This is a genomic window from Herminiimonas sp. KBW02 (genome assembly GCF_003852535.1).
In the GTDB taxonomy this organism is placed as follows: domain Bacteria; phylum Pseudomonadota; class Gammaproteobacteria; order Burkholderiales; family Burkholderiaceae_D; genus Oxalicibacterium.
This window is the reverse complement of the sequence record NZ_QAJP01000003.1, coordinates 46,967-60,536: the sequence shown is the minus strand read 5'-3', so window position 1 is coordinate 60,536 and position 13,570 is coordinate 46,967. Positions and strand designations below refer to the sequence as shown.

Below are 13,570 nucleotides of genomic sequence, written 5' to 3'. Positions count from 1 at the left end.
GAGCTGGTGCATAGTGCACGCTGGCATATCTGCAAGGGTATGCCAGCGTTTTTCTTTTAAGCCGTGACCAGCGCGCTACGTATCTGTTGCAGGGCGCCCGGATCTTCGATCACCGACAAATCACCCGGATCGCGCCCCTCACATATCGCCTGTATCGAGCGGCGCAAGAGTTTGCCGGAGCGCGTCTTCGGCAAGGCGCTGACAAAGTAGACATGCGACGGGCGACCGATAGGGCCCAGTCGTTTATCTACTACCTTCATGATTTCGCATTCCAGTTTGCGCGCATCTTCCGGATTGGATGCGTTCGCTGCATTCTTCAGGATCACGAAAGCGACTGCGCATTGTCCCTTGATCGGATTTTCAACGCCGACCACTGCGACTTCGGACACGCTGGCGTGGCTGGATATGCTTTCTTCTATCTCGCGTGTACCCAGCCGGTGGCCGGCAACGTTGATCACGTCATCAGTACGGCCGAGGATGAAGTAATAGCCGTCGGCATCGCGTATGCCCCAGTCGAAGGTAGAGTAAGCCTCGCGTTTGAAGTTGCGCCAGTAGGTGCTGACAAAGCGCTGGTCGTCGCCATACAGGGTTTGCAGACAGCCTGGTGGCAACGGGCCTTCGATGATGACCACGCCTTTCTCATTGGCCTTGCAGTCATCGCCAGTTTCTTCATTGATGACTTTGACCTTGTAGCCATACATGGGCTGGCCGGGGCTGCCGGAGCGGGTAGGTTTGTCGCCCACACCCTTGGCCACCGAGATGATGGGCCAGCCGGTTTCAGTCTGCCAGTAATTATCGATGACCGGCACGCCGAGTACGCCCGAGATCCAGTCGGATGTGGTCTGATCCAGCGGTTCACCGGCGAGGTACAGTGCCTTGAGTGAAGACAGGTCGTGTTTCTGCAGCAGCTCCAGCGGCTGCTTCTTCAATACGCGGATCGCGGTCGGTGCCGACGACATGCGTGTGACCTTGTATTTCTCGACGATGCTCCACCAGACCGAGGCATCCGGTCGTATCGGCAAACCTTCATACAGGATGGTGGTCATGCCAGCCAGCAAGGGGCCGTAGATGATGTAGGAGTGGCCGACGACCCAGCCGATATCCGAGGTGCAGAAGAAGGTCTCGCCGGGTTTGCCGCAAAAAATCAAATCCATAGATGTCGCGAGCGCAACCGCATAGCCGCCTACATCGCGCAGCACGCCTTTTGGCTTGCCGGTCGTACCAGAGGTGTAGAGGATGTAAGACGGCGAGTTAGATTCCAGCCAGGTCACCGGTACCGAGGCATCCATATGTTGCTGGCGCAGACTGGCGTAATCGACATCGCGTCCTTCGACGGTTTTCATCGGTGCCAGGCCGCGATCCAGCATTAGTACGTGAGCCGGTTTGTGTTCGGCCAGTGCGATCGCTTCATCCAGCAGGATTTTATAAGGAGTGATGTTGCAGCCGCGGGAACCGGCATCGGCCGAAATGATGAGCACAGGAGTGGCATCGTCTATGCGCGTGGCCAGACTGGTGGAGGCAAAGCCGCCGAATACCACCGAGTGAATCGCACCTATGCGCGCGCAGGCCAGCATTGCGAATGCGGCTTCCGCCACCATAGGCATGTAGATCAGGACGCGATCACCTTGTCTGACGCCGAGTGCCTGCATCATGGCGGCACTGCGATTCACTTCTGCATGCAATTGCGCATAAGTGTAGGTGGTCTCGCTATCCGTCTCGGTCGAGATAGCCACCAGCGCTGGCTGGTCTGCACGTGTGGCCAGATGACGATCGACTGCGTTGTAGCAGAGGTTGGTGGTGCCACCGACAAACCATTTGGCGAAGGGAGGCTGGTCGTAATCCAGCGTCTTGCCGAACGGCGTCTGCCAGTCTATGCGTTGGGCTTGCTTGGCCCAGAAGGTATGCGGGTCATCTATCGATGAACGGTAAAACGCGTCATATGCTGCGGCATCGAAACTCATACGTCTCCTCCGGCCAGATAAAGCTATGTCTTGTATCGCTCTTATGGTGCAACTGCCTTTGCACTTGCTGGCAAAGGCGATACTGCTGACTAAATCACATACAGATCCACATACTCATGGACCGGCATGGCTTCCAGTTTCTTTTGGTCGAGTGAGACGTCAAGGATGCGTTGCTGCTGCTTAGCCGGGAACTGGCGCGCCAGGTTGATCTTGAATTTGGCTTCCAGCAGCGGTATGCCTTCCTTGCGACGGCGTGCATGACCGACCGGATACTCGACCACGATTTCCTTGAGTTTCTTGCCGTCCCTGAATTCGACCGTCAGCGCATTCGCAATCGAGCGCTTCTTCGGATCGTGATAATCCTCAGTAAATGAGGTGTCTTCGACGCACACGATTTTGTCGCGCAAGACGTCGATGCGTTGATCCGCTGCGACAGCATCTTCGTAATCGGCTGCGGTGAGGCGGCCAAAGATCAGCGGTACCGCCACCATGTACTGGATGCAGTGATCGCGATCCGCAGGATTATCGAGCGGACCTTTTTTATCGATGATGCGTATGCAGGCTTCGTGCGTACGTATCGTGATTTTCTTGATGTCTTCAACTTTCTTGCCGAGCCGACCCAGTTCCGTATGCAGGGTCATCGCCGCTTCCACTGCAGTCTGTGAATGGAACTCGGCAGGGAACGAGATTTTGAACAGCACGTTTTCCATCACATAGGATGCGTACTTGCGCTGGAACTTGAACGGCTGGCCTTTGAACAATACGTCGTAAAAGCCCCAGGTCTTGGCCGTCAGCACGGATGGATAACCCATCTCACCAGTCTTTGCGATCAGGGCCAGACGTACCGCACGCGAGGTTGCGTCACCTGCGGCCCAGGATTTGCGTGAACCGGTATTTGGCGCGTGGCGGTAGGTGCGCAGCGATTGCCCGTCGACCCAGGCCAGCGACACCGCATTCAGGATTTCATCCCGGCTCAGGCCCAGCATCTCGGCCACAACGGCGGTAGAGGCAACCTTGACCAGCACCACGTGATCGAGACCGACTTTGTTGAAGGAATTTTCCAGCGCGATACAACCCTGGATTTCATGTGCCTTGATCATGCCGGTCAGCACATCTTTCATCGTCAGCGGTTTCTTGCCCGCTGCGACAGCTTCGCGTGAAAGCCAGTCAGCGGTAGCGAGGATGCCGCCAAGATTATCGGAAGGATGTCCCCATTCCGCCGCCAGCCAGGTGTCGTTGAAATCCAGCCAGCGGATCATCATGCCGATGTTGAATGCGGCCTGTACCGGATCGAGCTGGAATTGCGTGCCTGGCACTTTCGCGCCGTTCGGCACGACGGTGCCGGGGATGATGGGGCCCATCAGTTTCTTACAGGCAGGGTACTCGAGTGCCTCCAGGCCACAACCGAGGGTATCGATCAGGCAGTTACGTGCGGTGTCGTAGGCGAGCCTGGAAGAGATTCTGTACTTGGTAACGTAATCGACGATATCGACCAGTACTTTGTCGTGTTTGGGACGGACGTTAGAGATATGGGCAGACATGGGTATCCTGTAATCGGTATGGTTGAGCGGCTTACTTGCGCTTGGCGAGCGGCACGAAGGCGAGGTCTTCCGGGCCGACATAGTGCGCGGAAGGACGGATGATTTTGTTGTCTATCCTTTGCTCGATGATGTGCGCGGCCCAGCCGGAGGTGCGAGCGATCACGAACAGCGGTGTGAACATGGCGGTCGGCACACCCATCATGTGATACGAGACAGCAGAGAACCAGTCGAGGTTGGGGAACATTTTTTTGACATCCCACATCACCGTTTCGAGGCGCTCGGCGATGTCGTACATCTTCATCGAGCCGGCATCCTTGGATAAGGTGCGTGCGACTTCCTTGATGACTTTGTTGCGTGGGTCGGAGATGGTGTAGACCGGGTGACCGAAGCCGATCACCACCTCCTTGTTGTCAACGCGGCGTTTGATATCGGCTTCTGCCTCGTCCGGATTTTCGTAGCGCTTCTGGATTTCAAAAGCGAATTCATTCGCGCCGCCATGTTTGGGACCGCGCAGCGCGCCGATGGCGCCGGTGATCGCGGAGTACATGTCGGAGCCGGTACCGGCGATGACGCGTCCGGTGAACGTCGAGGCGTTGAATTCGTGCTCGGCGTACAGGATGAGCGAGGTGTGCATCGCCTTTTCCCATTTTGCAGATGGTTTTTCACCGTGCAGCAGATGCAGGAAGTGCGCGCCTATCGAATCATCGTCAGTTTCGACTTCTATCCGTTTGCCGTTGTGGCTGTAGTGATACCAATAGAGCAGGATGGAGCCTAACGAAGCCATCAGCCTGTCGGCGATGTCACGTGCGCCGGGTGCATTGTGGTCATCCTTTTCCGGAATCACGCAACCCAGGGCGGAGACGCCGGTACGCATCACGTCCATCGGATGTGAAGCAGCAGGCAGCCATTCGAGCGCAGCCTTGACGTTGGCAGGCAGGCCGCGCAATTCCTTGAGTTTGATCTTGTAGGCTTTCAGTTCAGCCACGGTAGGCAGCTTGCCATGCACCAGCAGGTGGGCGATCTCTTCAAATTCACAACTGTCAGCAATATCCAGGATGTCGTAACCACGGTAGTGCAAATCATTGCCGGTTTTACCGACCGTACAGAGTGCGGTATTACCTGCAGTCACGCCCGAGAGTGCAACGGATTTCTTGGGTTTGAAGCCTGCAGCGGGTGTCTCCTGTGATGCGCTCATACCTGTCTCCTTGTGGATGTATGTATTCGTGATCTGTTGTGCTTATTTGTCGGCGTATTTCTTTTCCAGTTGATCGAAATAAGGTTTGTTGACCAGACGCTGGCGTTCGCTGAACGGGCTGACCAGCGCAGGGTCTTCATCCAGGCGATGCGTGTCGCGCAGCACGGTGAGGGCTTTTTGCATGCCCGCCACCGCGCCTTGCAGGGCCGCATTCGCGTACAGCACGATGCCGTAGCCGAGGTCGGCCAGTTCATCGGCGTTGAATATTGGTGTCTTGCCGCCTATGACCAGGTTCATCAGTTGCGGTTTGTCCAGCAACTGCGGCAGCTTGCGGATTTCATCTGCGGTTTCGGTGGCTTCGACGAAGAGGATATCGGCACCGGCTTCGCTATAACGTGCCGCGCGTTCCAGTGCATCTTCGAAGCCATGCACACTGCGCGCGTCGGTGCGGGCCATGATCAGCATGCCGGCGTCGCTGCGCGCATCAACGGCGGCGTGTATCTTGCCGACCATCTCAGCGCAGGAGAGCACTTCCTTGCCGTTGAAGTGGCCGCAACGTTTGGGGGCAACCTGGTCTTCCAGTTGCACTGCATCGGCACCGGCGCGTTCCAGCGTGCGTATGGTGTGGCGTACATTCAGGGCGTTGCCGAAGCCGGTATCGGCATCGACGATGATGGGGATATCAACTGCGTCACGGATGCGGGCCGTGTGGTCAGCCAGTTCATTGAGGCCGATGAAGCCCTGGTCCGGCATGCCGAAGTACATATTGGTCACGCCCGCGCCGGTGATATAGAGCGCTTCGTAACCCAGGTCGGCGATGACACGTGCTGACAGCGCATTGAAGGCACCGGGCACCAGCAAGCCGCGGCGGGCATTTACTTTGTCACGTAACACTTGCTTGCTGCTGTTGGACTGACTGCTCATTGCATATCCTTTAGCCAGGGTGTTCATGGTGTTTCACGGAGTTCGCTGCGTACTGTATTTGCAATGCCTGTGCCATGCCGCAGCTGCGGGATGCGTAACGACTGTCAATATGCGTGGCTCCATGGAAATTGCTTGTAAATCAAATGCTTGAGCGGCGATGCGGGTTTCCGCAAAGCTGCGCGATATCGACGTTGCAGACAAAAGCCGTGTTACATTTGAAACGTTTGAAACGTGCGGGTGAAACATGAAACGTTCGACCTCTCCTTTCCGTGACGCAGCCGACAAGCCGGTGATCTGGACCGTTTCGATTTCGCGTTTGTTCGAGTTGTTTCGCGACATCACGCTGGAATTTGATGATCAGGCCGATATCGAGCCCATCCATTTAGGCTTTGAAGATGCCGTGCGGCACATACGCGAGCGACTGGCGACCGAACGTTGCGATGCCGTGATTGCCGCGGGCTCGAACGGCGCGTATCTTAAAAGCCGTCTCTCGGTGCCCGTCATCATCGCCAGGGCCAGCGGCTTCGATGTGATGCAGGCGCTGGCGCGGGCACGCAAGATCACGCCGGATATCGGCCTCGTCACCTACCAGGAAACCATGCCCGCACTGGCCGAATTCCAGACCACTTTTGGCCTGCATATCGCGCAGCGCACCTATGTGACCGAAGAAGACGCACGGGCACAGATCAATGAACTCAAAACAGCTGGCGTGAAAGCCATCGTTGGTGCGGGTTTGGTTACCGATCTGGCCGAAGAGGCCGGCCTGACCGGTGTGTTTGTCTATTCATCCGCCTCCATCCGGCAGGCTTTTGAAGATGCACTGGAACTGGCGCGTCTGACGCAACTGGAAGCGACGCGTGGACGCAGCTTTCCGGTGGCGGACACTTTGCGCGCCAAACATCACATCAAGGACTTGCGAGGTGAATCGGCCGCGATGGAAAGCGTGCGGCAGTCGATCACACTGTTTGCGAAATCGGCTGCCACCGTATTAATCCAGGGCGAAACCGGCACCGGCAAGGAACTGGTCGCGCAAGCCATACATCGCGCCCATCCGCTGATGCAGGGCAAGACGCAGGCGGGCCATCCGTTTGTTGCAGTCAACTGCGGCGCATTGGCAGAGTCGCTGCTGGAATCTGAATTATTCGGCTATGAAGAGGGTGCATTCACCGGCTCACGGCGCGGTGGCCGTGCCGGTTTGTTTGAGGCCGCGCATCGCGGCACCTTATTCCTGGATGAGATTGGCGAGATGCCTTTGTCTTTGCAGACGCGCTTGCTGCGTGTGCTGGAAGAGCGTGAAGTGGTGCGGGTGGGCGGCACCCGGCCGATACCTGTGAGCGTACGCATCATCAGTGCCACGCATTGCGATCTTGATGCACGGGTGAGGGCGGGGCGCTTCCGCGCGGATCTGTTTTACCGGCTGAGTGTATTGCGACTGGACTTGCCACCTTTGCGCGAGCGCAAGGAAGACCTGGCTACTTTGGCCGAATGGTATTTAAAAACTGCGCTGGCCGCGCTGGATGTCCGGTCGCCCGCCAATCTGCAGGCCGAGATATCGACTTGTCTGCCTGTGCTGACTGCTTATGCGTGGCCGGGAAATGTGCGCGAACTGCGTAACCTGATGGAGCGCCTGGCGCTGTTTCTGGCGGCGGCGCCATTACAGGCCCTGACCCCGGCCTTCCTGAAAAGCATCGCGCCCGAACTCAGCCATCTCGCTGCTCCGGCCCCGCATGTGTTGCCGCTAGCGGAAGAAAATTTGCAGCAGGTACTGCAGCGCTTTCACGGTAATCGCGAAGCGGCGGCCAATTATCTGGGCATCAGTCGCACCACCTTGTGGCGCAGGTTGCAAGCGGCGGACGATGCACAAGACCCGGTGGATTAACAGGCGCAACGCACATACATCCGGACGATATCTGGCGTCGTTTCATGTCGCTTCCCGACGACAAGGGCTGGCCCGCATTTGCATCCATCGTTTTCTCCAGATACAATTGAGAATGATTCTTATCATCATTTAGTGGCGTGTTGCCCCGGTGCTGGTAGGGGAAAACGACATGTCTGCCACCGAAAACGCGCTCAACCACGAGATCAGCACGCTATACAGCAACCATCACGGATGGTTGCAGGGGTGGCTATGCAAAAAGCTGGGTAATGCGTTCGATGCGGCCGATCTGGCGCAAGACACTTTCACCCGCATTCTCAGTTCGCGTGATATTTCCGCGATCAAGGAGCCACGCGCCTACCTGACTACCGTGGCCAAAGGTCTGGTGATCAACTGGTATCAGCGCCAGGCGCTGGAGCGTGCGTATCTGGATGCACTGGCTTTGCTACCGGAGCCGCAGGCACCTTCGGCCGAACAGCGCTACATCATTCTGGAAACACTGCATGAAATCGACGCCATGCTGGATGCCTTGCCATCCAGGGTCAGGCGGGTATTTCTGCTGTCGCAGATTGAAGGTCTGAAGTACGAAGAAATCGCGTTGCAAATGGAAACATCGCTCATTACCGTCAAACGGTATATGAAGCAGGCATTCCTGCATTGTCTGGCATTCCATGAGTGAGCCGCGCGTGATGCAAAGACCTGAAGCAATAGATCCGCTCATTCTGGATGAGGCCGCGGATTGGCTGATGCAGCTCTGTGCCGGTGCGACAGATGAAGAACGGCGCGCCTGCGAGCGCTGGAGCAAGCGCAGTCCGGAACATGCGCGCGCCTGGGCGCGTGCGCAATTGCTGTTGAATAAGCTGGGCGGTTTGCCCTCTTCATTGGCTATGCCCGCACTGAATCGTGAGCCAGCGGCAGGACGTCGTGCAGCAATTACCAAACTGGCTGCGATTCTTGCGCTTGCACCAGCAAGCTGGGGCATCTGGAAAGTGATAGCTGCGCAGGACTGGATGGCTGATTGTCGTACGGCAGTAGGTGAGCAGCGTGTCATGCATTTGGCGGATAGCAGCGAAGTGACGCTGAATACGGCAACTACTTTCAATGTTCATTTCAATTCCGCGCAACGCAATATCAATCTGCGCAGCGGAGAAATCCTGGTGCAGACCGCGCGTGAAGCAACAGCGATCTATCGCCCTTTCAGTGTCAGCACTACGCAAGGGCGGATGGAAGCACTCGGTACACGTTTCAGTGTGCGCGTGAATGAAGAGACTACACATTTGGCCGTGCTGGAAGGTGCGGTAAGGATCACACCCAACCAAAATGCGCTGCAACAGGTGTTGCATGCCGGGCAGCAGGTGACATTTACCAAAAATTCGATAGGTGAAATAGCCGAGGCAGATAACGTCGTCATTGCGTGGGCGGAAGGCATGCTGGTTGCAGACCGCATGCGGCTGGCAGACTTTGCCGCAGAACTGAGCCGCTACCGCAGTGGCATCGTTCGCGTTGATCCGGCGGTAGCGCAAGTCCGGGTGTCCGGTGCTTTCCCTTTGCGAGATACAGATAAGGCGCTGGCGATGCTGGTATCCACTTATCCGGTAGATGCACAAACGCGCTTGCGCGGGCACTGGATCACTTTAGTAGCGCGTTGAATAAATATTTTCCAGGGGCTGATACTTTTTTCCTTTTCAACTGGCAGAGAGATTGAAGAACACATTCTCTATTGTTGAAAAGGAATTCAATTTCATGTCATCTGCAAGCCCGCGCCTTGTTGAGCGTCGTTTAAACCACGCTATCCGGATAGCGCTTATGAGTATGGCACTCGCCAGTGTCTCTGCTTTAATTCCAGTTGCACATGCCGCGGCCGATACGCTGGACGCGGTTGCTGCTCGTTCATACAGCCTGGCGTCGGGTCCGCTGGGGCGCAATCTGTCCAGTTTTGCTGCGCAGGCCGGTATCGCGCTTTCGTTTGATCCCGCGCTGACCGAGGGCCTGGTCAGTCCGGCCTTGTCCGGCACTTATACCGGGCGTGAAGGCATACGCCGACTGTTAAGTGGCAGTGGCCTGGAGTTGGTGCAGCGTACCGACGGCAGTTATACGCTGGGAAAAATATCGTCTGGTGCCAGTGCGCCGCGTGATAGCTCGACTTTGCCGGAAGTGCAGGTCACTGCAGTGCAAGGTGCGACCACTGAAGGTACGGGTTCCTACACTACGGGTGCGGCCAGTACAGCCACGCGCCTGAACTTATCGATACGTGAAACGCCGCAGTCGGTCAGCGTTATTACACGGCAACGCATGGATGACCAGGGCTTATCGCAACTGTCCGATGTGGTAGCGCAAACGCCGGGTCTGGTGATTGCACAAAGCGGTAATGCCGGGTCGGATTCGAGTCCGATCTATGCGCGCGGTTTTGCCGTGGAAAATTATCAGGTCGATGGCGTGGGCCAGGTTTTCTCCGGGTATAGCTCGGTATTCCAGAGCAATGACATGGCGCTCTATGACCGGGTTGAGGTGGTGCGCGGTGCTACCGGTCTGATGAATGGCGTGGGTTCACCCAGCGCGACGATTAACCTGATGCGCAAGCGGCCGACGTCGCAATTCCAGGCTTCCGCAAAAGTGGAGGCCGGATCATGGAATTACTATCGTGCAGAAGCCGATATCTCGGCGCCCCTGAATGAAGCACGTACCTTGCGCGGACGGGTAGTGGCGGCGTATCAGGAAAATGATTCCTACATAGATCGTCTGCACGAAAAGAAAGAAATCCTCTACGGCATACTCGAGGCTGACCTCAGTCCTACGACCCTGGCTACTTTTGGTGTGACGCTGCAAAACCATGATGCCACCGGCCATTCGCGCAGTGGGCGTCCTGCTTACTTCTCCGATGGTTCACGTACCAACTGGGCGCGTTCCGATTCCGCGGCTGCCTCGTGGGCTTATTCCAGGCGCCACAGCCAGGCCATCTTTGCTTCTGTCGAGCATCAATTCGATAACGAGTGGCTGGTCAAGGGAACCTTGAGCCAGGGGAAAGTTGATTACGATGAACTGCTGGGCTACATGGTAGTTGGCGTACCCAATAAGGTAACTGGTGCCGGTTCTACGTTGTACGCCAGTCGCTGGGTCGGTAATCCGACGCAGAACAGCCTGGATCTGTACGCCAGCGGGCCGTTTAATCTGCTGGGCCGCAAACATGATTTAGTGGTCGGTACGACGATCGCACGTACAACCGTGGATGCGCCTACCTATGGCGGCTGGACTGTGTTGCCGGTTCCGAATATCTATACCTGGGATGGGAATACGCCAGGCAATCCGAACACCGCCGTGCAGGGCAGTTACCAGGATAAGGAAAGCATGAGCAGTGCGTATTCAACTGCGCGCTTCAAGCCTACTGACGCCTTGTCTGTCATTGTCGGTGCGCGCATTACGAATTGGGAGCGTGTCCAGTCCACCGTCAAAAACAGCCCCTATCAAAATAATAAGGTCACACCTTATGCCGGGCTGGTGTACGACTTCAATAAGAATTGGTCTGGTTATGCCAGCTACACCGACATCTTCAAGCCGCAAAGCAATAAGACGCCAACCGGCGACTTTCTTGATCCATTGCTGGGTAAAAGTTATGAAATCGGTGCGAAAGGCGAATTCTTCGACAAGCGCCTGAACCTGGGCGTCGCCATATTTAAAATCCAGCAAGACAATCTGGGTGTTTCCATTCCAGGCGTCTTTGCGCCGGACGGATCGCAAGCCTACCGCGCGGTTTCCGGTACCTCCACCCGTGGTTTTGAAGCTGAGTTGAGTGGCGAATTGGCACGCAACTGGCAGGGTTCGATAGGCTATGCGCGCAGCATGACTTCTGATCGCAACAACATGCCGCTCAATACCAATATCCCGCAAAACACCTTCAAGCTCTTCACGACTTATCGTCTGGCCGGCTTTGGTGATGGTCTGACCGTCGGTGGTGGTGTGCGTTGGCAAAGCGAGATTTACAGCGACAACCAGGGTCCTGCCAGGACGCGCTTCACGCAAGAGGCGTATTCGGTCGTGGATCTGATGGCGCGTTATCAGATTTCCAAACAGTTGACGCTGACGGCCAATCTTTATAACGCTTTTGATAAATCGTATTACACCACCACCGGTGGTGCCTACTACGGCGCACCGCGCAATGTGCGGGTAGGACTGGATATGCGTTTCTAGGCTTTTAGCGTATTTGCAGCAGGCAGTACATGCCACCCGGAGTGTCTGATCGCACTCCGGGTGGCCCTTTTTTCAATCTCGTTGGTCATAGTAAGTAAGGGGCGGTGAATCATCGTCCCGGCAGACTGAATAATGAAGCAAGGTTTTATGCGTATTTCTGACTCTTCCCTGATTGTGGCTGTGCTGCCCAAGCTTGCTGCTGCCCGCGCCGGCCGCAGGATGAACCGTGGGTGGTCACTATGAAGGAAGGGTTCCGCCAATGCATGGCCTGGTTGCATACCTGGACCGGGCTGGTGGTCGGTTGGGTGCTGTTTTTCGTCTTCGTGACGGGAACGGCAGGCTATTTCACCTATGAAATCGATCGCTGGATGCGGCCTGAGCTGCCTTTGGTGACATCTGCCGACGTCGCGCCGCAAGATGCATTGGCCAAGGCACAGGCTTATCTGGAGCAACACGCGGCTGGGGCCGAGTCCTGGACTATCAGTTTGCCGGGGGATAGGTCGCAGCCTAATCTGGGCGTGAGCTGGCAGCCTAAGCGTGCCGAGGGCGAGGGCGGCGGCCGGAATCGCGGCAAGCGTGTGACGCTGGATGCGCACAGCGGCGAGGCAGTGGACGCCGAGAAGGTGCGCGCTACCGGCGGCGGTCATCTGCTGTATCGCATGCATTATCAATTGCATTACATCTCATACGATGTTGCGATCCGCCTGGTCGGCATTTGTACGATGCTGATGTTTCTGGCGATCCTGACGGGTGTTGTCACCCATAAGAAGATTTTCAAGGACTTTTTCACCTTCCGTCCGGCCAAAGGACAACGTTCGTGGCTGGATGCGCACAACATCATCAGCGTGATGGCTTTGCCTTTCTTCGTGATGATTACCTACAGTGGCCTGGTTTTCTTCATGTTCAATTACATGCCTTTGGGTGTGACGGCGATATACGGGGCTGAAAAAGAAGGGCGTGACCAGTTTTTCAAAGAGCTTTACCCGCAACGCAATAATGCAAAAAAAGGTCCGGTCGTACCGGCAACCCTGACGCCATTGGCACCTTTGCTGGTCGCGGCAGAAAAGGAATGGGGCGCAGGACAGGTGCAGCGCTTCAATATTTCGCGTCCTTACGATGCCCGAAGCGAAGTGACCGTAGCGCGCCGTTCGGGTGGCGATATCGGCAATACACCTGCTTTGCGTTTTAACGGTGTAAGCGGCGCCAAAGTCGAGGCGGAAGCGCCGGAGTCCGGTTCGCGTGCCTTCCAGTCGGTGATACTCGGCTTGCATGAAGGCCGCTTCGCAGGCCCTTTGTTGCGCTGGATTTATCTGATCTCTGGCCTGCTGGGCGCATCGATGATCGCCACTGGCCTGGTGCTGTGGACTGTAAAGCGCAAGGTAAAGCAGGACAAGCTGATCAAGGCAGGGCAGCGTCGCGAGTTCGGTTTCCGCCTGGTCGAATGCCTGAATATCGGCACCATAGCCGGACTGTCGACAGCCGTTGCGGTTTACTTCTGGGCCAATCGCCTGATTCCGGCTGATTTTGCCGGACGACGTGAATGGGAAGTACACGCGATGTTTATCGCATGGGGCCTGGCATTGCTGTACCCCGCCTTCCGTCCCGCATTGCGTGCCTGGGTCGAGGAATTGTCGCTGGCCGCGGCGGCGTTCCTGCTGTTGCCGCTTCTGAATGCAGTCACTACCGAGCGTCATCTGGGTGTGACTTTGCCGGCAGGTGATTGGGTGCTGGCCGGGTTTGACCTGACGATGCTGGCGCTGGGGGTGTTCTTTGCGCTAGCTGCGCGCAAGGTGCAACGCAAGTTAAAGAGCCAGCCCGCGCAGGTGCGTCCGGCGCGTACTGCGTCAGCTGCTGCAGGTCTGGAAAACGCTATCTGACAGATATTTGT

9 protein-coding genes are annotated in these 13,570 nt (G+C 56.6%); 5 read left to right on the top strand and 4 right to left on the bottom strand.

Annotated elements, in window-relative coordinates; genetic code table 11:
- Nucleotides 1-56 precede the first annotated feature (56 nt).
- The 4 genes from DBR37_RS02055 to DBR37_RS02040 form a co-directional block, all read right to left on the bottom strand.
- Nucleotides 57-1,961, bottom strand: coding sequence for a propionate--CoA ligase (locus DBR37_RS02055; RefSeq protein WP_124572636.1), 1,905 nt, complete (start codon nt 1,959-1,961; stop codon nt 57-59).
- An 89-nt stretch (nt 1,962-2,050) separates the two neighbouring features.
- The gene (locus DBR37_RS02050) at nt 2,051-3,502 is read right to left on the bottom strand and encodes a bifunctional 2-methylcitrate dehydratase/aconitate hydratase (protein WP_124572635.1); all 1,452 of its coding nucleotides are present in this window, start codon (nt 3,500-3,502) and stop codon (nt 2,051-2,053) included.
- 31 nt (nt 3,503-3,533) lie between these two features.
- Nucleotides 3,534-4,697, bottom strand: a complete 1,164-nt coding sequence (gene prpC, locus DBR37_RS02045) for a 2-methylcitrate synthase (RefSeq protein WP_124572634.1) — start codon at nt 4,695-4,697, stop codon at nt 3,534-3,536.
- Between the two features lie 42 nt (nt 4,698-4,739).
- Nucleotides 4,740-5,621: an oxaloacetate decarboxylase gene (locus tag DBR37_RS02040; protein WP_124572633.1), complete on the bottom strand. Its 882-nt coding sequence runs from the start codon at nt 5,619-5,621 to the stop codon at nt 4,740-4,742.
- Nucleotides 5,622-5,865: 244 nt separating this feature from the next.
- Here DBR37_RS02040 and prpR point away from each other — a divergent pair, with 244 nt between their 5' ends.
- The 5 genes from prpR to DBR37_RS02015 all read left to right on the top strand — a co-directional run bounded on the left by prpR (nt 5,866) and on the right by DBR37_RS02015 (nt 13,559).
- Nucleotides 5,866-7,500 (top strand): propionate catabolism operon regulatory protein PrpR, encoded by a 1,635-nt coding sequence (gene prpR, locus DBR37_RS02035; protein WP_124572632.1) that lies wholly within the window; start codon nt 5,866-5,868, stop codon nt 7,498-7,500.
- 169 nt (nt 7,501-7,669) lie between these two features.
- Nucleotides 7,670-8,176 (top strand): sigma-70 family RNA polymerase sigma factor, encoded by a 507-nt coding sequence (locus DBR37_RS02030; RefSeq protein WP_124572631.1) that lies wholly within the window; start codon nt 7,670-7,672, stop codon nt 8,174-8,176.
- On the top strand, nt 8,169-9,146 hold the full coding sequence (locus DBR37_RS02025) for a FecR domain-containing protein (protein WP_124572630.1): 978 nt from the start codon (nt 8,169-8,171) through the stop codon (nt 9,144-9,146). Before DBR37_RS02030 ends, DBR37_RS02025 begins: the two co-directional genes overlap by 8 nt.
- A gap of 157 nt (nt 9,147-9,303) precedes the next feature.
- A complete protein-coding gene (locus tag DBR37_RS02020) occupies nt 9,304-11,682 on the top strand; it encodes a TonB-dependent receptor (protein ID WP_233588253.1) in 2,379 nt (792 codons plus the stop codon).
- Nucleotides 11,683-11,921: 239 nt separating this feature from the next.
- Nucleotides 11,922-13,559 carry a PepSY domain-containing protein gene (locus tag DBR37_RS02015; RefSeq protein ID WP_124572628.1) on the top strand — a complete coding sequence of 546 codons (1,638 nt, stop codon included), beginning with the start codon at nt 11,922-11,924 and terminating at the stop codon, nt 13,557-13,559.
- The last annotated feature ends 11 nt before the right edge of the window (nt 13,560-13,570 follow it).